The sequence below is a fragment of the Streptomyces sp. NPDC020379 genome, assembly GCF_044387105.1.
Classification (GTDB): domain Bacteria; phylum Actinomycetota; class Actinomycetes; order Streptomycetales; family Streptomycetaceae; genus Streptomyces.
In genome coordinates this window covers 455555-479790 of the sequence record NZ_JBIRVR010000001.1, presented here as the reverse complement: position 1 = coordinate 479790, position 24236 = coordinate 455555, and the positions used below count along the sequence as shown (strand labels likewise).

General features: G+C 73.7%; 21 protein-coding genes. 13 read left to right on the top strand and 8 right to left on the bottom strand.

What is annotated here, in order from left to right; genetic code table 11:
- Window positions 1–101: 101 nt before the first annotated feature.
- From lanKC to ACH427_RS02180, 4 genes are all read left to right on the top strand, one after another.
- Window positions 102–2753: a class III lanthionine synthetase LanKC gene (gene lanKC / locus ACH427_RS02195; protein WP_398867421.1), complete on the top strand. Its 2652-nt coding sequence runs from the start codon at window positions 102–104 to the stop codon at window positions 2751–2753.
- A 35-nt stretch (window positions 2754–2788) separates the two neighbouring features.
- Entirely contained in the window at window positions 2789–2911 is a 123-nt protein-coding gene (locus tag ACH427_RS02190; RefSeq protein ID WP_398867420.1) for a SapB/AmfS family lanthipeptide, read from the top strand.
- A 185-nt stretch (window positions 2912–3096) separates the two neighbouring features.
- Complete coding sequence (locus ACH427_RS02185; RefSeq protein ID WP_398867502.1) at window positions 3097–4785, top strand: ABC transporter ATP-binding protein; 1689 nt, start codon at window positions 3097–3099, stop codon at window positions 4783–4785.
- Between the two features lie 366 nt (window positions 4786–5151).
- Complete coding sequence (locus ACH427_RS02180; RefSeq protein WP_398867419.1) at window positions 5152–6849, top strand: ATP-binding cassette domain-containing protein; 1698 nt, start codon at window positions 5152–5154, stop codon at window positions 6847–6849.
- A 39-nt stretch (window positions 6850–6888) separates the two neighbouring features.
- On the opposite strand, the gene ACH427_RS02175 is transcribed toward ACH427_RS02180, so the two are convergent.
- Both ACH427_RS02175 and ACH427_RS02170 read right to left on the bottom strand, forming a co-directional pair.
- The gene (locus ACH427_RS02175; protein ID WP_398867418.1) at window positions 6889–7500 is read right to left on the bottom strand and encodes a response regulator transcription factor; all 612 of its coding nucleotides are present in this window, start codon (window positions 7498–7500) and stop codon (window positions 6889–6891) included.
- Window positions 7501–7734: 234 nt separating this feature from the next.
- On the bottom strand, window positions 7735–8394 hold the full coding sequence (locus ACH427_RS02170; RefSeq protein ID WP_398867417.1) for a TetR family transcriptional regulator: 660 nt from the start codon (window positions 8392–8394) through the stop codon (window positions 7735–7737).
- 220 nt (window positions 8395–8614) lie between these two features.
- Between ACH427_RS02170 and ACH427_RS02165 the strand changes: the two genes are divergently transcribed.
- The 6 genes from ACH427_RS02165 to ACH427_RS02140 all read left to right on the top strand — a co-directional run bounded on the left by ACH427_RS02165 (window position 8615) and on the right by ACH427_RS02140 (window position 14864).
- Window positions 8615–9979 (top strand): glycosyltransferase family 4 protein, encoded by a 1365-nt coding sequence (locus ACH427_RS02165; protein WP_398867416.1) that lies wholly within the window; start codon window positions 8615–8617, stop codon window positions 9977–9979.
- A gap of 107 nt (window positions 9980–10086) precedes the next feature.
- Window positions 10087–10821 carry a methyltransferase domain-containing protein gene (locus tag ACH427_RS02160; RefSeq protein ID WP_398867415.1) on the top strand — a complete coding sequence of 245 codons (735 nt, stop codon included), beginning with the start codon at window positions 10087–10089 and terminating at the stop codon, window positions 10819–10821.
- Complete coding sequence (locus ACH427_RS02155; RefSeq protein ID WP_398867414.1) at window positions 10818–11897, top strand: prenyltransferase; 1080 nt, start codon at window positions 10818–10820, stop codon at window positions 11895–11897. Before ACH427_RS02160 ends, ACH427_RS02155 begins: the two co-directional genes overlap by 4 nt.
- A gap of 89 nt (window positions 11898–11986) precedes the next feature.
- Window positions 11987–12550 carry a hypothetical protein gene (locus ACH427_RS02150; protein ID WP_398867413.1) on the top strand — a complete coding sequence of 188 codons (564 nt, stop codon included), beginning with the start codon at window positions 11987–11989 and terminating at the stop codon, window positions 12548–12550.
- Window positions 12551–12610: 60 nt separating this feature from the next.
- Complete coding sequence (locus tag ACH427_RS02145; protein WP_398867412.1) at window positions 12611–13414, top strand: maleylpyruvate isomerase family mycothiol-dependent enzyme; 804 nt, start codon at window positions 12611–12613, stop codon at window positions 13412–13414.
- A 52-nt stretch (window positions 13415–13466) separates the two neighbouring features.
- Window positions 13467–14864 (top strand): M1 family metallopeptidase, encoded by a 1398-nt coding sequence (locus ACH427_RS02140; RefSeq protein ID WP_398867411.1) that lies wholly within the window; start codon window positions 13467–13469, stop codon window positions 14862–14864.
- A gap of 283 nt (window positions 14865–15147) precedes the next feature.
- Here the strand turns inward: ACH427_RS02140 and ACH427_RS02135 are convergent, their stop codons facing one another.
- The 6 genes from ACH427_RS02135 to ACH427_RS02110 all read right to left on the bottom strand — a co-directional run bounded on the left by ACH427_RS02135 (window position 15148) and on the right by ACH427_RS02110 (window position 20983).
- Complete coding sequence (locus tag ACH427_RS02135) at window positions 15148–16158, bottom strand: LLM class F420-dependent oxidoreductase (protein ID WP_398867410.1); 1011 nt, start codon at window positions 16156–16158, stop codon at window positions 15148–15150.
- Between the two features lie 133 nt (window positions 16159–16291).
- A complete protein-coding gene (locus tag ACH427_RS02130; RefSeq protein ID WP_398867409.1) occupies window positions 16292–17149 on the bottom strand; it encodes a hypothetical protein in 858 nt (285 codons plus the stop codon).
- A 164-nt stretch (window positions 17150–17313) separates the two neighbouring features.
- Window positions 17314–18258 carry an N-acetylmuramoyl-L-alanine amidase gene (locus ACH427_RS02125; RefSeq protein ID WP_398867408.1) on the bottom strand — a complete coding sequence of 315 codons (945 nt, stop codon included), beginning with the start codon at window positions 18256–18258 and terminating at the stop codon, window positions 17314–17316.
- 22 nt (window positions 18259–18280) lie between these two features.
- Window positions 18281–18934, bottom strand: a complete 654-nt coding sequence (locus ACH427_RS02120) for a class I SAM-dependent methyltransferase (protein WP_398867407.1) — start codon at window positions 18932–18934, stop codon at window positions 18281–18283.
- Between the two features lie 289 nt (window positions 18935–19223).
- Window positions 19224–19829, bottom strand: coding sequence for a response regulator (locus ACH427_RS02115; RefSeq protein ID WP_398867406.1), 606 nt, complete (start codon window positions 19827–19829; stop codon window positions 19224–19226).
- Entirely contained in the window at window positions 19826–20983 is a 1158-nt protein-coding gene (locus ACH427_RS02110; RefSeq protein ID WP_398867405.1) for a sensor histidine kinase, read from the bottom strand. The genes ACH427_RS02115 and ACH427_RS02110 overlap by 4 nt, the downstream gene beginning before the upstream one ends.
- Before the next feature lie 275 nt (window positions 20984–21258).
- Here ACH427_RS02110 and ACH427_RS02105 point away from each other — a divergent pair, with 275 nt between their 5' ends.
- The 3 genes from ACH427_RS02105 to ACH427_RS02095 are packed head-to-tail and all read left to right on the top strand — an operon-like array spanning window position 21259 to window position 24202.
- Complete coding sequence (locus ACH427_RS02105) at window positions 21259–22116, top strand: MaoC/PaaZ C-terminal domain-containing protein (protein WP_398867404.1); 858 nt, start codon at window positions 21259–21261, stop codon at window positions 22114–22116.
- A 56-nt stretch (window positions 22117–22172) separates the two neighbouring features.
- Window positions 22173–23249: a Zn-dependent alcohol dehydrogenase gene (locus ACH427_RS02100; protein ID WP_398867403.1), complete on the top strand. Its 1077-nt coding sequence runs from the start codon at window positions 22173–22175 to the stop codon at window positions 23247–23249.
- A gap of 11 nt (window positions 23250–23260) precedes the next feature.
- Window positions 23261–24202: a 3-oxoacyl-ACP reductase gene (locus ACH427_RS02095; RefSeq protein WP_398867402.1), complete on the top strand. Its 942-nt coding sequence runs from the start codon at window positions 23261–23263 to the stop codon at window positions 24200–24202.
- Window positions 24203–24236: the final 34 nt, after the last annotated feature.

Below are 24236 nucleotides of genomic sequence, written 5' to 3'. Positions count from 1 at the left end.
GGTTACTCATGAGTTCCGCACTGCCTGTTCATGACAGTTGGGACTGGCCCGCCCCCGCGCGCCGTGGAAATCTCGACGCAACACAGCCGAGGGGGCAACCGATGGACAAGCGGTACGAGGTCTACTGCCTGGCCGACAGGCACTTCTACGAGACCCCGGACCGCTTGCCCTCCGCCGGGAAGGGCGCCGAGGGGACGGGTCCGAGCGCACTGTTCGAGACCGCGCGGCGCCCGGTCCCGGCCGGCTGGGACACCGCGCGCAGCGGCGACTGGCTCCACCTCCGGCCACTGGACGCCACCGGCGAGCCCCGCCCCGGGCAGCCGCTCCAGGGCTGGAAGATCCACGTCTCCGCGACGGCGGACACCGCGGACAAGACCGCCGCCGACGTCTGGGACTACTGCGTCGAGCGGCGCATCCCCTTCAAGTTCGTGCCCGGCCCGCACCTGCTGCACCTGCGCAACACCAAATACGCCGGGCGCGACCACAGCGGGAAGTTCATCACGATCTACCCCGACGGCGAGGAGCAGCTGCGCACCACGCTCACCGAGCTGCACGCGGTCGTCGGAGGCCGCCCCGGCCCGTACGTCCTCACCGACCTGCGCTGGCACGAGGGCCCGCTCTACGTCCGCTACGGCGCCTTCGCCCGCCGCTTCTGCGTCGACGACCGCGGCACGCTCGTGCCCGCCGTCGAGAACGCCGAGGGCCGGCTCGTGCCCGACGAGCGCACCCCCGCCTTCCAGGTGCCCTCCTGGGTCACCCTCCCCGCCTTCCTCGAACCCCACCTCGCGGCACGCAACGCCACCACCGTCGGCGACCTGCCGTACCGCATCGAGAAGGCCCTGCACTTCTCCAACGGCGGCGGCGTCTATACGGGCACCGACACCCGCGACGGCCGCAAGGTCGTCCTCAAGGAAGGCCGCCCGCACGCCGGGCTCGCCTCCGACGGCGCCGACGCCGTGGCCCGGCTGGAGCGCGAGAAGGCCGCGCTGGAGCGGCTGACCGGCCTCGGCGTCGCCCCCGAGGTCCGCGACTGGTTCACGCTCGGCGACCACAGCTTCCTCGTCATGGACTTCATCGAGGGCCGCACCCTCAACTCCTTCTTCGCCGAGCGCCACCCGCTGCTCACGGCCGAGCCCGACCCCGCCGCCACGGCCGACTACACGGCCTGGGCGCTGCGCGTCCACCGCGCGGTCGAGGAGGCGGTCACCGCCGTGCACGCCAGGGGGCTGGTCTTCAACGACCTGCACATGTTCAACATCATGGTCGCGCCCGACGAACGCTCCGTCGCCCTCATCGACTTCGAGGCCGCCGCCCCCGCCGCCGAACACGGCCGCCAGGTCGTCGCCCACCCCGGCTTCTTCGCGCCGCCGGACCGCAGGGGCCCCGACGTGGACCGCTACGCCCTGGCCTGCCTGCGGCTCGCGCTGTTCATGCCCGTCACCACGCTGTTCGTCATCGACCGGGGCAAGGCCGCGCACCTGGCCGAGGTGATCGCGGAACAGTTCCCCGTGCCACGGGAGTTCCTCGACGAGGCGGTCGCCGAGATCACCCGCGACGCCGAGCCCGGTACACCGGCGCGTACGGGCCGGGCCGCCGCCACGCCCGCGCTGCCCGCCACGGACGACTGGCCGCGCGCCCGTGACTCGATGGTCCGCGCGATCCTCGCCTCCGCGACACCCGACCGTGACGACCGGCTGTTCCCCGGCGACATCGCGCAGTTCGGCGACGGCGGCGGCCTCGGGCTCGCGCACGGCGCCGCCGGGGTGCTGCACGCCTTCGCCGAGACGGGCGCGGAGCGCTACGAAGCGGGCGAGCGATGGCTGCTCGACCACACCGACCCGCTGCCGCCCGGCACCCCGCTCGGCCTCTACGACGGCATCGCCGGGGTCGCCCTCACCCTCGACCGCCTCGGCCACACCCGCCGCGCCCTCGACCTCACCGGGGCCCTGCTCGACGAGAAGTGGCAGCGCCTCACCTCCGACCTCAGGAGCGGCCTCGCCGGCATCGGCCTCGCCCTCGACCACCTCGCGTCGACCACGGGCGAACAGCAGCTCCACGACCGGGCCGTGGAGGCCGCCCAGCTCCTCGCCGACCGGCTGAGTGCCGACGCGGCACCGGCCGCCGGCCGGGACCGGCGCCGCGCCGGGCTCACCCGCGGCAGCGCCGGCCAGGCACTGCTCTTCCTGCGGCTGTACGAGCGCACCCGCGCCCCCGCCCTGCTCGACCTCGCCGGAACGGCCCTGCGGGCGGACCTCGACCGCTGCGTACGGCGGGACAACGGCGCCCTCGAAGTCGACGAGGGCTGGCGGATCATGCCCTACCTCGGCGACGGCAGCGTGGGCATCGGCATGGTCCTCGACGACTACCTCGCCCTGTGCCCCGAGCCCGACCCGGTCTTCACCGACGCGCGCGAGGGCATCCTCATGGCGGCCCGCTCCCGCTTCTACGCGCAGCCCGGCCTCTTCCAGGGCCGCGCCGGGATGATCCTGCACCTCAGCCGCACGACGACACCGGGCGCCACCCCGGAGGACCTGGCCGCCCAGGTGCGGGCCCTCTCCTGGTTCGCCATGGCCTACGAGGGCGAACTCGCCTTCCCCGGGCACCAGATGATGCGCCTGTCCATGGACCTCACCACCGGAACGGCGGGCTGTCTCCTCGCCCTGGGCGCGGCCCACGGCGGCACCGCCCAGCTCCCGTTCCTGCCGCCCTCGCGGGCGCCCAAGAGCCGGCTCCATGCCGTTGTGGAGTCGTGAAAGAGCAAGAACCCGTCCCCACGAAAGGAACGATCATGGCACTTCTCGACCTGCAGAACATGGACTCCGAAGAGCTGCACGGCGGTGGCGGCGGCGGTGCGAGCACCGTCAGCCTGCTCTCCTGTATCAGCGACGCGAGCATCCTGCTCTGCGTGTGACGCGACTGTCCACGGCGTCCCACGGGATGTGACCGGGCCCGGGCGGACCTTCCCCACGCGGGAGGGCCCGCCCGGGCGCACGACGGAGGTGACGGCGGGTGGTGCGGACGGAGAACGCGCGCGAACTCCCGGGGACCGCGCAGCGGGAGCCGCGCCGCGCCGCGGCACACCGGAAGGCCCGGCTCCTGTCCGCCGGGGACCGGGTGCTGCTCGACACCGCCCGCCACAGCGCCGTACGGGCCACCGCCCTCACCCTCCTCGCCCTCGCCTCCTCCGGCGTGGCCCTCGCCCTGCCCGCCGCCCTCGGCCACACCCTCGACCTCCTCCTCGCCCGGCGCGCCGGCGCCGCGAGCGGCTGGGTCCTCCTGTGCACCGCCCTCATCTGCGCGCCCGCCGCCCTCGACGCGCTCGACGGCCTGCTCACCGGCACCACCACCGCGCGCTCCACCGCCTGGCTCCGCCACCGCCTGCTGCGCCACCTCCTCGCCGCCGGACCCCGCGCCACCGCCCGCTTCGCGCCCGGCGACCTCGTCACCCGGCTCGTCGGCAACGCCGCCGACGCGGGCACCGCCCCCACCACGCTCGCCGGAGCCGCCTCCTCCGCCGTGCCCCCCCTCGGCGCCATCGTCGCCCTCGGCCTGATCGACCCCTGGCTCGCCGTCGCCTTCCTCGCCGGGGCGCCCCTGCTGGCCCTGCTGCTGCGGGCGCTGGCCCGCGCCGCCTCCGACTGCGTCGCGCGGTACCAGCACCTCCAGGGGGACATCGCCGGACGCCTCGTGGAAGCCGTCGGCGGAGCCCGGACGATCGCCGCCGCCGGGACCGCCGGCCGCGAGCGCGAACGGATCCTGGCACCGCTCCCCGGCCTCTCCCACCAGGGGCACCGCATGTGGCGGGTCCAGGGCCGGGCCGCGGCCCAGGCCGTCACCGTCGTGCCGCTCCTGCAGATCGCCGTCCTCGCCGTCGCCGGACTGCGCCTGAACCAGGGCCTGCTGAGCGTCGGCGACCTGCTCGCCGCCTCCCGCTACGCGGTGCTCGCCACGGGCGTCGGCATGCTCGTCGGCCACCTCAACGCGGCGGTCCGCGCCCGCGCCTCCGCCGGCCGTGTCGCCGACGTCCTCGCCGTGCCGCCGCTGCCGTACGGGCCGAGGGTCCGCCGACTGCCGCCCGGCGACGGCACGCTGGAGCTGCGCGGCGTCGGCGCCGTGCGCGGCGGCAGGCACGTCCTGCGCGACCTCGACCTGATCGTGCCGGGCGGCACCTCACTGGCCGTCGTCGGCCGCTCCGGCACCGGGAAGTCCGTCCTGGCCACGCTCGCCGGACGGCTGGCCGACCCGGACTCCGGCGTGGTCACCCTCGACGGGATCCCGCTGCCGGAGCTGGGCCACGACGAACTGCGGCGCGCGGTCGGCTACGCCTTCGAACGGCCCGCGCTGCTGGGCGGCACGATCGGCGGCACGCTGGCCTTCGGCGTGCGCGACCCGGGCCCCGGCGCGGTGACGGCCGCGGCCCGCGCCGCGTCCGCGGACGGCTTCGTCCGCAGGCTCCCGCGGGGCTACGCCACCCCCTGCGCCGAGGCGCCCCTCTCCGGCGGCGAGGCCCAACGCCTCGGCCTGGCCAGGGCGTTCGCCCACGCGGAGCGCGTCCTGATCCTGGACGACGCGACCTCCAGCCTCGACACGGTCACGGAGCACGAGGTCGCCACGGCCCTCGTCCGCGACGTGGCCGCCCGCACCCGCCTCGTCGTCGCCCACCGCGCGTCGACGGCGGCCCGCGCGGACGCCGTCGCCTGGCTGGACGACGGGCGCGTCCGCGCGGTGGGCACGCACGAGGAACTGTGGCGCCGCGCGGACTACCGGGCGGTGTTCGGTGAGTAGGCCGGGCGCGGCGGGTGATCCCCTCCTCGCGCCACCGCCGCGCGGCGGCGACGGCGGGCACCCCCCGCTACCGCCGGGAGGTGCCCCCACGGGCCGGCTGTCGCCCGGAGCGCGCTGGAACGCGCGCCCGCGGCGGCCGTATCGAGTCGGCCCGGCGGCGGAGGCCGCCGTGTTCCACAGCTGTGTGCCGCGGCCGGTCCGCGGCCGGGCAGCGGTGCGCCGGGTGCTGCCCGGGCGCCGGGCGGCGCGGCCGGGGGACCCGTGGGCCGCCGCCCCGGGCCCGGCGGAGCGCCCGGCGCGGGGAGGGGGGAGACCGGGGAGCAGACCCGCCCGCCGCCCGAGCCGCCACCCCGCAGGGAGCCCCGGATGACGACCGAAGCCACACCTCCCCCGTCCACACCTTCCCTCTCCCGGCGGGGACTGCGCTTCCTCGCGGCGCGCCGCCGGGCGCTCGCCTGGCTCGCCGCCTGGTCCGCCGTCGAGGCCGCGCACACCTTCGCCACCGGATACGCCCTGGCCAAGGCCCTGGACAGCGGATTCCTCGCCCACCGCCCCGGCGAGGGGCTCGGCTGGCTCGGGCTCGCCGCGCTCGCCGTCGTCGTCGGCGCGTACGGCACCGGCCGTACGTACCGCGGCGTGGCCGCCCTCGTCGAGCCGCTGCGCGACCGGCTCGTGGGCCGCGTCGTGACGCGGGCGCTGCGGGACGCCGACGGCGCGGCCGTCTCCCGGCTCACGCATCAAGTGGAGATCGCCCGCGACACGTTCGCCGGGCTGGTGATGGTCTCGCGGTCCTTCGTCTTCACGGCGGCCGGGGCGCTGGTGGGCCTGTCCCTGCTGGCGCCCGTGCTGCTGGTGGTCGTGGTGCCGCCGCTCGCGCTCGGCCTCGGGCTGTTCCTGGCGACGCTCCGGCCGCTGGCCCGCCGCCAGGAGACGTTCCTGGCCACGGACGAGGCCATCGCGAAGTCCCTGGGCGAGGTGGCCGGGGGGCTGCGGGACATCACGGCGGGCGGCGCCGAGGCACGCGTCCGCGCGGAGACGGGCGCCCTCGTGGACGAGGAGTTCCGCGCCTCGCTCGCCCTGGCCCGCTGGTCCGTGCTGCGCGTCGTCGCACTGGCCGTCGCGGGCCGCCTCCCGCTCGTCCTGCTGCTGGTCACCACCCCGTGGCTGCTGGACCGCGGCGTCACCCCGGGCGCGCTCGTCGGCGCCCTCGCCTACCTCACGCAGTCGCTGCTGCCCGCCCTCCAGGACCTCGTCCACGGCCTGGGGGCGAGCGGTTCGCGGCTGGCCGTGGTCCTGCGCCGCCTGACGGACGGGCCGCCCGTGCCACCGCCGCCCCCGGCACTCCCCGAACCCGCGGCCGCGGCGGTCGAGTTGCGGAATGTCACCTTCTCCTACGGCGACCACGCCGACCCCGTACTCCACGCCCTCGACCTCGTCGTGCCCGTCGGCGGCCGGCTCGCCGTCGTGGGCCCGTCGGGCGTCGGCAAGTCGACGCTGGCCGGGCTCGTCGCCGGGCTGCTGGAGCCGGGGAGCGGCGAGGTGCACGTGGCCGGGGGGCGCGCCGGGCGGGTCCTGATCCCGCAGGAGGCGTACGTCTTCTCCGGCACGCTCGCCGACAACCTCGGCTACCTCCGCCCGGACGGCGTGCCCGAGGAGGAGCTCCAGGCCGCGGTCCGGGCCCTCGACATGACCGGACTCGTCGACCGGCTGGGCGGTTTCACCACCCCCCTCACCCCCACGGAACTCTCGGAGGGCGAGCGCCAGCGCGTCGCCCTGGCCCGCGCCTATCTGTCGCCCGCGCGGATCGCGGTCCTGGACGAGGCCACGTGTCACCTCGACGCGGAGACGGAGGCGCGGGTGGAGCACGCCTTCGCGCACCGGCCCGGCGGCACCCTGATCGTCATCGCCCACCGCATGGGCTCGGCGCGCCGCGCGGACCGGGTGCTGGTGATGGACGGGGCGCGCACGGTCCTCGGCACCCACGGGGAACTGCTGGCGGAGTCGGAGCTCTATCGTGATCTGACGGCGGAGGTGCACCCGGACAGGCTCGGTTCGGCGTCGTGAAGCGGTGCTTCCGGAAGCCCCCGGAAGCACCGCTCGGGCTCAGACCCAGCCCTCCACCCGCGAGATGCGGATCGCGTCCACGCGGTTGCGGGCTCCGGTCTTGCGGGTGATCGCCGCCATGTAGTTGCGCACCGTGCCGTTCGACAGGTGCAGGCTGCCGGCTATCTCCCCGATGGAGGCGCCCTCGGCCGCGAGGGAGAGGACGGTCAGCTCGCGGTTGGTCAGCGGTATGTCGGAGGCTTGCAGGAAGCTGTAACCGAGGGACTCGTCGATATAGCGCTCGCCCTTCGCCACCCGCCTTATGGCCTCGAAAAGCCGGCCAGGTGAAGCGTTTTTGCTCAAGTACCCCAAGGCCCGCTCCTCGTACGCCCGGCGCAGTGGCCCCGGCCGTTCCGCCGTCGCCAGGGCCAACAGGGCCGTCGCGCCGTCCCCGGCGTCACACCATGCCGAGAGCTCCCGCAGGCCGTACGGCCCGCCGGCCTCGGGGCTGTCCATGTCCACCACGCACACATGGGGGAGCAGCACCCGTGACTCGGCCACGGCGTGGGTCCAGGAGGACGCCGAGACCTCCAGGTCCGGCTCTCGTCCGATCAGCGCGGCCAGGGCAGCGCGCAGCAGATGGGTGTCGTGCACCAGCAAGACCCGGATCACGTGTCAGCCCCCGCCCTCCCGCCACCCCGGTGCGGCGATCGCCGTACCGGGCACTTCAAATTCATACCGGCGGGTGCCACAGCCACGGGCGCGGATAACTGACCTGCGGGGGGCGCAAGGGCGCACACTTCGCGCCATGCGCGCCCCAAGTTCACTCGAACGCGCCCCCCGGAACCTCTTGCCAGTGGAATGTGGATACGGGCGTCCTGGGGCAAAGCGGGATGAAGCAGGTGATCAGCGGGGGGAGTTGAGGCTGATGGGGTCGATGAGCCGGCAAACCGTCTCGATGTCGATCTTCACCTGGGCGATGGAGGCCCGCCCGGAAAGCCAGGTGATCAGTGCCGAGTGCCAGGTGTGCTCGATGACGCGCACGGCGGAGAGCCGCTCGGGGGTGGGCGGTCCGGCCGCGCCCGCGGGGCCCATCGCGTCCAGGATGATCGCCGTGGTCAGCCGGGAGACGGTGTCGACCTCGGAGCTCACGGACCGGTCGGCGAAGGTGAGGGCGCGCACCATCGCGTCCGCGAGGTGCGGCTCGCGCTGCATCGCGCGGAAGGCCCGCATCAGCGTCTGGGCCACGCGCGCCGCCGGGTCCTCGTCCGTCAACGGCCGCTTGCGCAGGGTCTCGTGGAGCTGCTGGAGCTGGTCCTGCATGGTGGCGACCAGCAGGTGGATCTTCGAGGGGAAGTAGCGGTAGAGCGTGCCGAGCGCCACGTTCGACGACTCGGCGACCTCCCGCATCTGCACGGCGTCGAAGCCGCCGCGGGTCGCCAGCCGGGTGGTGGCATCCAGGATGCGCCGCCGCCGGGCCTCCTGACGCTCCGTCAGCAGTGGTCTGGGCAGCGGGGAAGGGGCGGCCGACGCCGGCGTCGGAGCCGACCTGGAGTCCGTAGTCATATGTCCCATTCCGTGGCAAGCCGTCCGGCGCTGTCCGTGGGGCCCGGACGGCACAGCATGGCAGGGGCGAAGCCGTGGCGCGAATCACCCGATCCGGCCCGCTCCACCGGCCGTCCGGCCGGTAGATTCAAGGCTTCCGGACTACCCAGTCTGAAACTTGTTCTAGATTAGCGCGACCGGTTACGCTCCGGCGGGAACAGCAGCGAGAAGGAGGCCGGGAGTGACCGCGGAGGCCACGGAGGCAACGCTCGCGCACGACGACCACCCCGTGGACAGGGGCGGTGACCGCCCGCTGCGGATCGCCCTGCTCACCTATAAGGGGAACCCGTTCTGCGGTGGCCAGGGTGTCTACGTACGCCACCTCTCCCGCGAGCTCGCCCGGCTCGGTCACCACGTCGAGGTCATCGGCTCGCAGCCCTATCCCGTCCTCGACGGTGACGGCGCCGCCGGCGGCGGCCGGGTGAGCCTCACCGAGCTGCCCAGCCTCGACCTCTACCGCCAGCCCGACCCCTTCCGCACGCCCGGCCGCGACGAATACCGCGACTGGATCGACGCGCTGGAGGTGGCCACCATGTGGACCGGCGGCTTCCCCGAGCCGCTCACCTTCAGCCTGCGGGCCCGCCGTCACCTCGCCGCGCACCGCGGCCGGTTCGACGTCGTGCACGACAACCAGACGCTCGGCTACGGCCTGCTCGGCGGACCCGCCGCGCTCGGCGCTCCGCTGGTGACCACCATCCACCACCCCATCACCGTCGACCGGCAGCTCGACCTCGACGCCGCGGCCGACTGGAAGCGGCGCGCGTCCGTGCGCCGCTGGTACGGCTTCACCCGCATGCAGAAGCGGGTCGCGCGGCGGCTGCCCTCCGTGCTGACCGTCTCCGGCTCCTCGCGCCAGGAGATCGTCACCCACCTCGGGGTCTCCCCGGACCGGGTGCACGTCGTGCCCATCGGCGCCGACACCGAGCTCTTCTCGCCCGACCCGTCCGTGCCCGAGGTGCCCGGCCGGATCGTCACCACCTCCAGCGCGGACGTCCCCCTCAAGGGCCTCGTCCACCTCGTCGAGGCACTGGCCGTCGTGCGCGCGCGGCACCCCGCCGCCCACCTCGTCGTCGTCGGCAAGCGCGCGGAGGACGGCCCGGTGGCCCACGCCATCCGGCGGTGCGGCCTCGAAGGCGCGGTCGAGTTCGTCAAGGGCATCACCGACGCGGAACTCGTCGGCCTGGTGCGCTCGGCCCAGATCTCCTGCGTCCCCTCGCTCTACGAGGGCTTCTCCCTGCCGGCCGCCGAGGCGATGGCCACGGGTACACCGCTGGTCGCCACGACGGGCGGGGCGATCCCCGAGGTCGCCGGGCCCGACGGCGAGACATGCCTCGCGGTGCCGCCGGGCGACCCCGGAGCGCTGGCTTCCGCGCTGCACCGGCTGCTCGGCGACGAGGCGCTCCGGCGCACGCTCGGCGCGGCCGGCCGCGAGCGCGTGCTGTCCCGTTTCACCTGGCGGCAGGCGGCCATCGGGACCGCCGAGCGCTACCGCTCGGCGATCGCCCGGCAGGGCACCGCCGCCGCGGTGGCGGGGCGGCGCGGCTGATGTCGCTGCCCGCCCGCCCCTTCCCGCAGCCGGGTCCCGGACGGGCCCGGCCACGCCGCGTCCCTCCGCCCCCATCGACCTGACCCGCCGGACGAAAGCAAACATTCGTGCTGACCGTCGATTTCTCCCGCTTCCCGCTCGCCGCAGGCGACCGCGTCCTCGACCTGGGGTGCGGCGCGGGCCGGCACGCCTTCGAGTGCTACCGGCGAGGCGCGCGGGTCGTCGCCCTCGACCGCAACGCCGAGGAGATACGCGAGGTCGCCAAGTGGTTCGCGGCCATGAAGGAGGCCGGTGAGGCCCCCGCCGGCGCCACCGCCACCGCCATGGAGGGCGACGCCCTCGCCCTGCCCTTCCCCGACGAGAGCTTCGACGTCGTCATCATCTCCGAGGTGATGGAGCACATCCCCGACGACAAGGGCGTGCTCGCCGAGATGGTCCGCGTCCTCAGGCCGGGCGGCCGGATCGCCGTCACCGTGCCCCGCTACGGCCCGGAGAAAGTCTGCTGGGCGCTCTCCGACGCCTATCACGAGGTGGAGGGCGGCCACATCCGCATCTACCGCGGTGACGAACTCCTCGACAAGATGCGCGAGGCGGGCCTGGCCCCGTACGGCACCCACCACGCCCACGGCCTGCACAGCCCCTACTGGTGGCTCAAGTGCGCCTTCGGCGTCGACAACGACAAGGCGCTCCCCGTCCGCGCCTACCACAAGCTGCTGGTCTGGGACATCATGAAGAAGCCCGCGGCCACCCGGGTCGCCGAGCAGCTCCTCAACCCCGTCATCGGCAAGAGCTTCGTGGCGTACGCGACCAAGCCGCACGCGCCCGCCGGGGAGCGCGCGTGACCAGGGCCGGCCGCGGGCCGGACCGCACCGACCGCCTCGTCCTGTCCGGCGTCCTCACCGCGGAGCAGGCCGCCCGCACGGTGGCCGGCATCGCCGCCGCGCAGCGCGAGGACGGCGCCATACCCTGGTTCCGCGGGCACCACCTCGACCCGTGGGACCACGTCGAGGCCGCCATGGCCCTGGACGCCGCGGGCGAGCACGCCCGCGCCGCGGCCGCCTACCGCTGGCTCGCCGAGCACCAGAACCCCGACGGCTCGTGGTACGCCGCGTACGCCGACGGCGACGCCGCCGAACCCACCGACCGCGGCCGCGAGACCAACTTCGTCGCCTACGTCGCGGTCGGCGTCTGGCACCACTACCTCTCCACCGGCGACGACGCCTTCCTCGACGGCATGTGGCCGACCGTCTTCGCCGCCGTCGAATTCGTCCTGCGGCTCCAGCAGCCCGGCGGCCAGATCGGCTGGAAGCGGGAGGAGGACGGCACGGACGTCACCGACGCGCTCCTCACCGGCTCCTCCTCGATCCACCAGGCGCTGCGCTGCGCCCTGGCCATCGCCGAGCACCGCGAGGAGCCGCAGCCGGACTGGGAGCTGGCCACCGGCCTGCTGGCCCACGCGATCCGCGAGCACCCCGAGCGGTTCCTCGACAAGAGCCGCTACTCCATGGACTGGTACTACCCGGTGCTCGGCGGCGCGCTCTCCGGTCCCGCGGCCAAGGAACGCATCGAGGAGGGCTGGGACCGCTTCGTCGTGCCGGGCCTCGGCGTCCGGTGCGTCCTGCCGAACCCCTGGGTGACCGGCGGCGAGAGCTGCGAACTCGCCCTCGCCCTCTGGGTGATGGGCGAGTCCGACCGCGCGGTGGAGATCCTCCAGTGGATCCAGCACCTGCGGGCCGAGGGCGGCCTCTACTGGACCGGCTACGTCTTCGAGGACGACGCGATCTGGCCCGAGGAGCTGACGACGTGGACGGCCGGCTCCCTGCTGCTCGCGGTCGCGGCACTGGGCGGCGACGAGGCGACGACGGCGGTCTTCGGCGGCGAGCGGCTGCCCGTCGGCCTGGAGCCCGACTGCTGCTGACGCCGTGCCCGCGGTGAGCGGGGCGAGGACACTCGAACGGGTCTTCCCTGTGGCGGCGGCGCGCCGTACAGGGGACCCTTTTCGGAGGGATGTCGCCCCCACCGGAGGTCACCGTGAATCGCCGTGCCGTCATCGCCGTGCCCCTCGTCTGCGGTCTTCTCTTCGTCGGTGCGGGATGCGGCGGCGGGAAGAAGAAGGAATCGGAGAGCACGAGCGGCCCCACCCCCACCAGCTCCGTGGAGAAGCAGAAGTTCGCGAAGACGCGCTTCGTGACCAATGCCGGGCTCGCCGCGGGAGCCGCGTACCAGTGGGTCATCAAGCCCTACCGGAACGGCGCCTTCAAGAAGGGCGCCGACGGCCGCACCGTCGCTCTGGTGAAGGCGGGCCTCGCGGGCACGTTCTCGTACAACCGCTTCAAGGCCGCCGTGAACAACGCCAAGGGCGACCCGACCCTCGCCAAGGCCGTGGCGCCGCTCAGCGCGGGCATCGACTCGCTCAAGGGGCTGACCACGAAGTTCCGCAAGGGCGACGCCACCGACAGCGACGCCGACTCCTTCGACAAAGTCATCAACAACGTGAAGGACGCGGGCAAGGGCGCGGGCGCCCCGGTCACGGACCAGGTGCCGTCCTACTCCGACATCCAGAAGGGCTGAGCCGCCCGAACAAGGGGCGCGGGCAAGGCTGTTGTCAGTGGCCCTCTCTACAGTGGCCCCATGACGAAACTCAGCTATGACCGTTACTGTTCCGAGGTCCTCGCCCAGACCGCGCTGATGCGCGCCGCGCTCCGGGGCGCCGACCTCGCGGCGACCGTGCCCACCTGCCCGGACTGGACCCTGGCCCAGCTCGTGCTGCATGTCGGCCGGGCGCACCGGTTCGCCGAGTCGCTGGTGCGGACGAGGACCACCGAATTCGAGGTGCGCGCCGAGGAGTTCTCCGCCGAGTCCGGCCCCGGCGACCCGTCCCCCGGCGACGAGACGGCCCTCGGCGGCTGGCTGCTGGCAGGGGCGGAGACCCTGGTCTCCACGCTGCGCGAGGCGGGCGCGGATGCCCCGGTGTGGACGTTCGCCGAGAGCCGCACCGCGGACTTCTGGGCCCGCCGGATGACGCACGAGACGGCCATCCACCGGGCCGACGCGCAGCGGACGGCCGGTATCGAGTTCACCATCGATCCCGAGGTGGCGGTGGACTGCCTGGACGAATGGCTGGAGATGTCCACCTACCCCGCGGTGCTGGAGCGCAAGCCGGAGCTGAAGGGGCTGCTGGGCCCCGGCCGCACGATCCATCTGCACGCCACGGACACCCCGGCGGAAGCGGCGGCGGAGTGGTTCGTCGATCTCACCGGTGAGCGCATGGCGTGGCGGCGCGGCCACGAGAAGGCGGCCGTCACCGTGCGCGGGCCGGTGGCCGACGTGCTGGCGGTCTTCTATCATCGGCAGCCGATAGCCGACGGCCGCGTCGAGGTCCTGGGCGACCGCGCGCTGCTCGACCTCTGGCTGGAGACGGCCAGCTTCGGCTGAGCGGCGCCCGGGTGAGAGCATCGCGGGTATGACCGGTATACCCAGATCCTCCGTGAGCCGCACGGCTCCGCGCCGCCGGCGTCGGCTGAGGCGCGGGGTGCTGCTGCCCGCGGCCCTGATGCTCGTCACCTCCTGCTCGGCGGGGAGCGACAGCGGGAAGGCGGGCGCCGCAGGGGCCGGCGACCCGCTCTTCCCCCGTCTGGGCAACGGCGGTTACGACGTCCAGCACTACGGCCTGACGCTGGACTACGCACCGGAGGGCAACCGGCTGCACGCCACCGCCGTCATCACCGCCCGCGCCACCCAGGACCTGGACGCCTTCAACCTCGACCTCAAGGGCATGAAGGTGCGCGACGCCCGCGTCGACGGCAAGCCGGCCGGCACGGCGCGCAAGGGCGCCGAGCTGACGGTGAGGCCCGGCACGACGGTGGGCAAGGGCCGCGAGTTCCAGACGGTGGTCGTCTACGAAGGCGTTCCCCAGGAGATCACGGACGCGGACGACTCCCTCGAAGGCTGGGTGGAGACGGACACCGGCGCCGCGGCCCTGGGCGAACCCACCGGCTCGACGGCCTGGTTCCCAGGCAACCACCACCCCTCCGACAAGGCCACCTACGACATCGAGGTGACCGTGCCCGAGGGCTACACCGCCGTGGCCAACGGCGAGTTGAAGCGCAAGGAGGTGCGCGGCGGCCGCGCCACCTTCTCCTGGCACAGCCCCGAGCCGATGGCGAGCTATCTGGCGAGCGTCGTCGTGAACGAATTCGAGGTCACCACGACGAAGGCCGGCGACCTGCCCGTCTATATCGCCACCCACCCCGAGGAGGCCGCCGCCGCACCGCGCATGGCCAAGCTGCTGCCCCGCGCGATCGAGTGGGCGAGCGGGCTCTTCGGCCCGTACCCCTTCTCCTCGGCCGGAGCGGTCATCGACCACAACGAGTACGTCGACTACGCCCTGGAGACCCAGACCAAGCCGTACTTCGACGAGGCACCGAGTGACGCCATCGTGGTCCACGAGGTCGCCCACCAGTGGTTCGGCAACTCCGTCACCCCGCGCACCTGGCGCGACATGTGGCTCAGCGAGAGCTTCGCCCAGTACGCGGAATGGCTGTGGGAGGAGAAGGAGGGCGGCCGCTCCGCCCAGCGCATATTCGACGACTTCTACTCCGGCAAGGATCCGGAGAGTTCGGGTATCTGGGCGTTTCCGCCGGGGAAGCCCACGGCGGAGACGATTTCCGATCCGCCGGTTTATGGGCGGGGGGCGATGTTGTTGCATGAATTGCGGCGGGGTGTGGGGGATGAGACGTTTTTCGCTATCGCGCGGCAGTGGGCTTCCGATCACCGTTATGGGAACGGGGATACGGCTGAGTTCATCGCGCTGTGCGAGGGGAAGGCGGGGCGGAGTTTGAAGCGGCTTTTCGACGGGTGGCTTTGGGGGGAGGGGCGGCCGTGAGGGGGTGCGGGTTGCTTCCGCCCGCGGCGGGCCTTTTTCCCCGGCCCCGCCCCTTCCCGAACTGGGGGCAAGCCCCAGCCCCCCAGCCTCCAGCAACACGGCTTCGCCGCGTTGTCCTCAATCGCCGGACGGGCTGGATATCCAGCCCGTTGGGGGCACCTTCCAGCGGTAGCCGGGGGAGATTGAGGACGCGGCCGAAGGGCGCTGGGGTCCGGGGTCTCCCCGGTTTCGGGAAGGGGCGGGGTAGGGGAAAAAGCGCCGCAGGCCAACGGACCCGCACCCTCTAAGCGTTGAGCTCCGCCAGAACCCGAAGCGTCCCCACATCCCGCGTCACCACCAGCAGATCCGTCACCGGCCCCGCCCGCCAGAGAGCCAGCCGCTCCGCGAGACGCGCCCGCGGCCCCACCAGAGAGATCTCGTCGGCGAAAGCGGATGGTACGGCGGCGACCGCCTCCTCGCGGCGGCCCGCGAGGAAGAGGGCGCGGACGCGGGCGGCCTCCTCGGGGAAGCCCATGCGGGCCATGAGGTCGGCGTGGAAGTTGCGGCTCGCGTGGCCCATGGCGCCGATGTAGAAGGCGAGCATGGCCCGCACCGGCCGCAGGCCCTCGGCCACGTCGGCGCAGAGGCGGGCCTGGGCGAGCGGGGCCACCATGAAGCCTTCGGGGGCGCTGGCGAGAGCCGCCGCGTGGAGATGGGTGCGCAGCGGGGACCAGTAGAGCGGCAGCCAGCCGTCGGCGACGCGCACGGTCTGCGCGATGTTCCGGGGGCCTTCGGCGCCCAGCAGGACGGGCAGGCCGGGCCGCAGGGGATGGGTGACCGGCTTGAGCGGCTTGCCGAGGCCCGTGGCACCGGGGCCGGTGTAGGGTAGCGGGTGGTAGCGGCCGTCGAGGGCGACCGGCGCCCGGCGCCGCAGCACCTGCCGTACGACCTCGACGTATTCGCGCGTCGCGGTCAGCGGGCTGTCCGGGAAGGGGCGCCCGTACCACCCCTCCACGACCTGGGGGCCCGACAGCCCGAGGCCGAGCAGCATCCGGCCGCCGGAGAGGTGGTCGAGGGTCAGCGCGTGCATCGCGGTCGCGGTCGGGGCGCGCGCGGCCATCTGCGCCACCGCCGTGCCGAGCCGTACGCGCCGGGTGTGCGCGGCGATCCAGGTGAGGGCGGTGAAGGCGTCGGAGCCCCAGGACTCGGCCGTCCACACGGAGTCGTAGCCCAGCCGCTCCGCCTCGACGGCGAGCTCGACGTGGCGGGGGTCGGGGCCGCGGCCCCAGTAGCCGAGCGCGAGTCCGAGCCGCATGGCCACCTCCGTTGAGCTGACGGAGCGTCAGTTATGCGACTGTACGGACCCGCCCGGCGCGGGACAAGGCGCGGGACAAGACGACGGCCCGCCGGGAAGAACCCGGCGGGCCGTCGAGAAGGGCGGGCGCGCGTCAGCCGCGCTGGATGCCCGTGGTGTCCTGGAGCACACCGCGGCGGCCGTCCTGCGTCTGCGCGACGAGGGCCTGACCGCGCTGGTCGACCGCGAGGTACCAGGTGCCGGGCGCGAGCTCGGCGACCGGCGTCGGGGAGCCGTCCTCCGCGTAGAGCGGACGGGCCACCGGCACGGCGAACCAGAACGGGGCGAAGTCCGCGGCCGGAGCGGCGGGCTGCGCCGCGGCCTGCGGAGCGGCGGCGGCCGCCTCGCCCATGCCGTGGTCCGCACCGTGCTCCTGCTGCCCCGGCTGGCCGCCGTACGAGGGCTGCGCGCCGTACGGGCCCGCGGCACCGGGCTGCTGCATGCCGCCGGGGTAGCCGTAGCCCGGGTTCGGGCCGACGCCGTACGGACCCGGGGCCTGCGGGCCGGGGGTGCCGACCAGCGGGGCCTTGAGCGCCGGGGTGCGCGGCGTGAGCACCGCGGCCGCGGCGAGCGCGAGGTTGGCGATCAGACCGAGGATCTGGCCGACACCCGCGGACACCTGGGAACCGCCGCCGACGATCGTCCACAGCGAGGACCACGCGGCGAACACCGCGAACGCGGTGCCCCACTGGTCCAGGCCCATGCCGACGAGCTTGCGTCCCTCGGGCTGGAAACGGGCGGCGACGATGAGCGCGGCGGCGATGATCCCGGCGAGGAAGATCGACGGCAGTACGGGGAACAGGCCGGACTTCCAGCCGTTCGGCTCCGTCGGGCAGAACGACGACTGCGCGCCGCAGTCGTACGAGTAGAAGCTGAGGAACGAGGCGATGAACAGCAACACCGCTGCTCCGATCACCACGCCGTCGCCTCGAGTGAGGGAGCGGATGTTCACCTAAAGTCCTTTGTCAGTGTTGATCAGTGTCGTCGCTGTCGCCGGTACGCGAGATGCGAGGGGGCGCGGGGGTGGCCCCCCATCGTACGGGTGAACCTATCGCCTGAACGGTCGGGGCGTCTCCTTCGTATCACCCTCGTGACATGCCCGTGGCCTGCCGGTACTTACCTCCGCAGGAAGTCCGCGACACCGTTCGCGATCCCTTGCGCCGCTTTTTGGCGCCATGCCGGGTCGGTCAGCAGAGCGGCGTCCTGAGGGTCGCGCATATTGCCGCACTCGATGAACACCTTGGGCACCGTCGAGAGGTTGAGGCCCCCGAGATCCGAGCGGGTGTCGAGCCCGGTGCCGCCGCCGATGTAATTGGACGGCGCGCTTCCGGTCGTCCGTACGAAGGTGCCGGCGATCCGCTCGCCCAGCTCCTTCGACGGCCCCACGATCGGCCCGGTGTCCGCCCGGCCGGCCCGCACCGCGGCGGGGAGGATCACATGGAACCCGCGGTCGCCGACGGCCGCGCCGTCCGCGTGCACGGAGACGGCGGCGTCCGCGTGCGCCTTGTCGCCGATCTCGGCCCGCTCGTCCACGCACGGCCCGTACGGCCGGTCGCCGTCGTGGGTGAGCCGCACCTCGGCGCCCTGTGCCTGGAGGATCTCCCGGATCCGGTGGGCGACGTCGAGGCTGAACGTCGCCTCCGCGTAACCGGCGTTCGTGGAGGTGCCGGTGGTGTCGCACTCCTTGCGGCCCGTGCCGATGTCCACGGAGCGGTCGATCTCCGCGGTGTGCTCGCTGTTGTGGATGTTGTGCCCGGGATCGACGACGACCACCTTGCCCTTGAGCGGGCCGTCGGCGCTCGGGGTGCCCTCCGTTTCCGGCGCCGCGGACGGCGACGGCCCCTTCGACACGGACGCGGACGCGGGGGCCTTCGGGGACGGGCCCGTACGGTGCGCGGACGGTGCCGCGGACGAGGCGGCGGCCGCCGCCGGCCGCTTGCCGCCGTCCGCCGAGCCACTGCTCGCGCCCCACAGCAGCCAGCCCAGGAGACCGGCCGCGACCACGGCCGCCCCGGCTACGAGCGCGCGGGGAGGGACGCGGGGAAAAGTGCCTCTGGACATCCGGCGATGCTAGCGCCGCGGCTCAGACGCCGGGACCGGTACGGCGCAGAACGTGCAGCGAGCGCTTTACCGAGACTTCGGTGAACGCCCCGGACGCAAGGGCCCTGCGGTACACGCGGTACGGGGCCTGGCCGCCGTCCGCCGGGTCGGCGAAGACGTCGTGGATCACGAGCAGCCCGCCCTCGGCGAGGTGCGGGGCCCAGCCCTCGTAATCGCCCGTGGCGTGCTCGTCGGTGTGCCCGCCGTCGATGAACACCAGCCCGAGGGGCGCGCCCCAGACCGCCGCGACCTGTGGCGACCGGCCGACGACCGCGATGACGTGCTCCTCCAGACCCGCCTTGTGCAGGGTGCGCCGGAAGGTGGGCAGCGTGTCCATCCGGCCCACCTCGGGGTCCACGACCGTCGGGTCGTGATACTCCCAGCCCGGCTGCTGCTCCTCGCTGCCGCGGTGGTGGTCGACGGTCACCACCGTCGTCCCGGCCTCCCGGGCGGCGTCGGCGAGCAGGATCGTGGACCGCCCGCAGTATGTGCCGACTTCGAGGAGCGGGTGGGGGTGCGCGGCGGCCGCGGCCTCGGCGGCTTCGTGGAGGGCGAGCCCTTCGTCGAGCGGCATGAAGCCTTTCGCCGCCTCGAACGCGGCGAGGGTTGCGGGTTTGGGGGGCACGGTTTCCTCCATGGCGGGTTGGTGAGGCCATGCTCTCCTACGGGGCGGGGGCTCCCGAGTGCGGGCCGGTTCGCCGCCCGCGGCGGGAGCGGCCTGCTGCCGCGCCCTCAATCGCCGGACGGGCTGGATTCGGCGGATGTGGGTGCGCGATTCAGCCCGTCCGGCGTTTGAGGACAACGCGCGAAGCGTGTTGCTGGGGGCCTGCCCCCCCACGCGGCGGAGCCGCACATCAGACGCAGCCGGGAAGGGGCGGGGCAGGGGAACGAGCGCCGCAGGCCGACGGACCCGCACCCAAACCCCGCTACAGCCACCCGTTCTGCCGCGCCGCCCGCACCGCCTCCATCCGGTTCCGAGTGGCCGTCTTGCCGATCGCCGCCGACAGATAATTCCGCACCGTCGCCGGTGACAAGTGCACCTTCGCCGCGATGTCCGCGACCGTCGCCCCGTCCACCGCCGCGGCCAGGACGTCGCGTTCGCGTTGAGTGAGAGGGTTCGGGCCCGCGCTGAGGGCGGCCGCGGCCAGGCCGGGGTCGATGACGCGCTCGCCCGCGAGCACCTTGCGGATCGCGGCGGCGAGATCCTCCACCGGGCCGTCCTTCACCAGGAAGCCGGACGCCCCGGCCTCCATCGCCCGGCGCAGATAGCCGGGGCGGCCGAAGGTCGTGAGTATCAGCACCCGGCACTCCGGCAGCGCCGACCGCAGGTCCGCGGCGGCGTCCAGGCCGCTGCGGCCGGGCAGTTCGATGTCGAGGAGGGCGATGTCGGGCCGCGTCTCGCGCGCCTTGGGCAGGATCTCGTCTCCGTTGCCGACCTGGGCGACGATCTCGATGTCCTCCTCCAGCCCGAGCAGCAGCGCGAGCGCGCCCCGCATCATGCCCTGGTCCTCGGCGAGCAACACCTTGATCATCTCTTGCGGTCCTCCTCGGACTCCGAGTCCACTGGCAGTTCTGCGACCAGCCGGAACCCCCGCCGTCCGTCCGGTCCGCACGTCAGGGAACCACCCGCGACGGCCAGTCGCTCGGCCAGCCCCTTCAGTCCCGTGCCGCAGCTCTTCGCGGGTGCGTCCGAGCCTACGCCGCGCCCGTTGTCGGTGATCTCCAGGCGCACTTGGTCGGTTTCGCCGCGCACCTCCACCGTGCAGCGCCCGGCGCCGCTGTGTCGTACGACATTGGTGACGCCCTCGCGCACCACCCAGCCGAGCAGCGCCGCGGACTGCGGGGGCAGCGGGGGGCCCGACTGGCGGATCTCGGCTTCGATTCCGGAGGCTTCGAGGAGCGAGCCGGCGCGGTCGAGTTCGGTGGTGAGGCTGCCCTCGCGATAGCCCGTGACGGCCTCGCGGATCTCGGTGAGCGCCTGCCGCCCGACGGCCTCGATGTCGGCGGCCTGGCCGAGCGCGGCGTCCAGGTCGCGGGGCGCGAGGCGGCGTACGGCCTCCGCCTTGACCACGATCACGGACATGGTGTGGCCGAGCAGGTCGTGCAGGTCGCGCGAGAAGCGCAGCCGCTCCTGCTCGACCGCGCTGCGGGCCAGTTCCTCGCGGGTGGCGCGCAGTTGGGCGACGGTCTCGAAGAGGGTGAGGATCGCGGCGGTGACAAGACCGGAGAGCATGGTGCCGTAGCCGATGGTCAGCGACTCGCTGGGACTGCCGCGGAAGCTGCCGATGAGCCCGGCGGAGCCGGACAGGACGAGGACGACGACCCCGAGCAGGCGCCCGTTGCCCTCGCGGTTCCTGAGCACGATCCCGCTGGCCAGCGACAGCAGCGGGAAGCACAGCAGCCAGTCGCCGCCGTAGCCGACGGTCAGCGCGTAGGTCACGGCCGCCAGCCCGGCGAGCGCCACGTGCGGCGTCGGGGTGTAGCGGCGCCGCTCGTCGAGGCTGGTGAGGACCGCCACGCTGTAGAGCACCGCGAAGGCGAGCACCCCGGCGCCGCCCAGCCAGGGCAGCGGTACCTGCCCGTGGAAGAGCGCCTGGACGTCCTCGGTGAGCATGAAGAGCCACGGCAGGAAGGCGTATTTCCCCGGTGGTCTGTGGCGTGCCGCCGACTTGGCGCTGTCGTTCATGCTCCGACCTTAAGCACCACCGTGGTGACCTGGGCAGATGCAAGTGTGGGCGACGATCCGTGACATTTGTCGTAAGGCCCGGCGCCGCCGGGGACCGCCCCGCCCGTGGCCTTCCCACCCTCACGGCGATCGGCTATACATGGGTCCCATCGGGTCGGCTAGAACGCGTTCTACGTCGAGCGTGTCCCGGGCCGACCGGCAGTGACTCCGGCGCGGGCGGCGGTGCGGACGGCCGGGACGGGGTCTCCACCTCGCCGCGAAGGAGCCCTGCCCCGATGCCGATCGACGCAGCGCAGGCGGTCGCCGCCGAGCCCCGTACCACCCGACTCTCCTGGGATCACAAGGACATCCAGCTCTACCACCTGGGCATCGGAGCGGGCACCCCGGCCACCGACCCCGCCGAACTCCGCTACACCCTGGAGAGCAGGCTCCACGTCCTCCCCAGCTTCGCGACCGTCGCGGGCGGCGGCATGGCGCTGGGCGGCGGCCTCGCCGCGCCCGGCATCGACATCGACCTCGCCGCGGTCCTGCACGGCGGACAGCACATCGCGCTCCACCGGCCCATTCCCCTCCGCGGCAGCGCCACCCATACCTCGCGCGTCACCGCCGTCCACGACAAGGGCAAGGCCGCCGTCATCGTGCTGCGCTCCGACGCCGCCGACGCGGACGGGCCGTTGTGGACGAGCGAGTGCGAGATCTTCGTCAGGGGCGAGGGCGGCTTCGGCGGCGAACGCGGCACGTCCACGCGGCTGGACGTGCCCACGACCGCCCCGTCCGTCACCGCCGAGCGCCCCGTCCGCGAGGACCAGGCCCTCCTCTACCGCCTCTCCGGAGACTGGAACCCCCTGCACGCCGACCCCGAGTTCGCCGCCGCCGCGGGTTTCGACCGGCCCATCCTGCACGGCCTGTGCTCCTACGGCATCGCCCTCAAGGCGGTCGTGGACACGCTGCTCGGCGGGGACGTCACCCGCGTCCGCTCCTACGCGACCCGTTTCGCGGGCGTCGTCTTCCCGGGCGAGACGCTCCGCGTCCGGGCCTGGAGCGTGGGGCCGGGGCGGATCCAGCTGCTGGTGACGGTGGCGGAGCGGGGGGACGCGCCCGTCCTGACGGACGCGGTGGTCACCCACGACTAGGGCCGGCCACCGCCCGGAACGTGCTGGAACGCGCCCCCACATCCAAGGAGTCCGCCATGCGCGCAGCCGTACTGCATCAGACCGGGCAGGACAAGCTCGACGTCCTCGACTCCGTCGAGCCCACCGGGTTCGGGCCGGGCAAGGTGAGGATCCGGATGCGGGCCACCGGGCTCTGCCACTCCGACCTCTCCGCCATGTCCGGCGTCCTGCCGCAGCCCGCCCCCTTCGTCCCCGGCCACGAGGGCGCCGGGGACGTCGTCGAGACCGGCGACGGCGTCGCCGGACCGCGGCCCGGCGACCGCGTCCTCGTCTGCTGGCTTCCCGCGTGCGGCAGTTGTCCGGCCTGCCGGCGCGGACAGTCCCAGCTCTGCCTGGCCGGATTCATGAACTCCGGCACCCCCAACTTCCGCCACGGGGACACCGACGTCTTCGGGTTCGCGGGCACCGGCACCTTCGCCGAGGAGATCGTGGTGGACGCGGGCTGCGCCGTGCCCATCCCCGACGACCTGCCGTACGACATCGCCGCCCTCATCGGCTGCGGCGTCACCACGGGCCTCGGCGCCGCCCTCAACACCGCCGCGGTGGAGGCCGGTTCGTCGGTCGCCGTCATCGGCTGCGGGGGCGTGGGGGTCTGCGCCGTGCAGGGCGCGCGCGTCAGCGGAGCGGCCCGCATCGTCGCCGTCGACCCCGTCGCGTCCCGGCGCGAGGCCGCCTTGCGCTTCGGCGCGACCGAGGCGGTCGCGCCCGGCGCCCTCGACGAGGCCGTCGCCCGGCTCACCGGCGGCGAGGGCTTCGACTACGTCTTCGAGGTCGTCGGCAAGTCCGCCACCGCCCGCGCCGCGTACGGGGCGACACGGCGCGGCGGCACGCTGTGCGTCGTCGGGGCGGGCGCGATGGACGACGACTTCCGGATCAACATGTTCGAGCTGTTCTTCGACGAGAAGCGGATCCTGCCCTCCCTCTACGGCGGCGGGTCCATCACGCGCTCGTACGAACGCGCCATCGCCCTGTGGCGGGCCGGACGGATCGACCTCGCCGGACTCATCACCCACCGTGTCCCGCTCGCCGGGATCAACGACGCCCTCGACCAGATGCGCTCGGGCGAGGCGCTGCGCACCTGCGTCGAGATCTGAAAGGGGGCACCGTGGCGACATCCCTGGCGGGCCGCACCGCGATCGTCACCGGCGCGGGGCGCGGCCTCGGCCGGGCCGAGGCGCTCGAACTGGCCCGGCTCGGCGCGCACGTCATCGTCAACGACCACGGCCGGCCCGGCCGCGACGGCTCCGGCGCCGCGTCCGCCGGGCCCGCGGAGCGGGTCGTCGCCGAGATCAGGGCGGCCGGCGGCCTCGCCACCGCCCACGCCGGTGACGTGGCCGACTTCGCGCAGGCCCGGGAACTGGTGGAACTGGCCGTCCGCAGCGGCGGATCGCTCGACATCCTCGTCAACAACGCGGGCATCCTCCGCGACCGGATGGTCTTCTCGATGACCGAGGACGAGTGGGACTCCGTGATCCATGTGCACCTCAAGGGGCACTTCAACACCACGCGCTTCGCCGCCGCGTACTGGCGGGAACGGTCGAAGGCGACCGGCCGCCCGGTCTACGGACGGATCGTCAACACCTCGTCGGAGGCGTTCCTCGCCGGCTCGGCGGGCCAGCCGAACTACGCGGCCGCGAAGGGCGGCATCGTCGGCCTCACCACGTCGACGGCGGAGGCGCTGCGCAAGTACGGGGTGACGGCCAACGCGATCTGCCCCCGGGCGCGGACCCGGATGACGGAGGACGTCTTCGCCGGCATCGGCGTCCCCGAGGGCGAGCCGGACGCGCTCGCGCCCGGGCACGTCTCCCCGCTCGTCGCCTATCTCGCCTCCCCGGCGGCCGCCGGGGTGACCGGGCAGGTCTTCGTGGTGCACGGCGGGATGGTCGCGGTGCTGGAACGCCCCCGGATCGCGGCGCAGTTCGATGCCGCCGAGGGCATCTTCGGGGTGGAGGAACTGGAGACGGCGCTCACGCCGTACTTCGCGACGCGGCCGCTGGGCGAGACGTTCGCGGCGAAGGAGATTCTGGGCTTGAAGCGGCGGCCGTGACGGGGGGGCACTCTTTGTGCGTTGTCCTCATGCC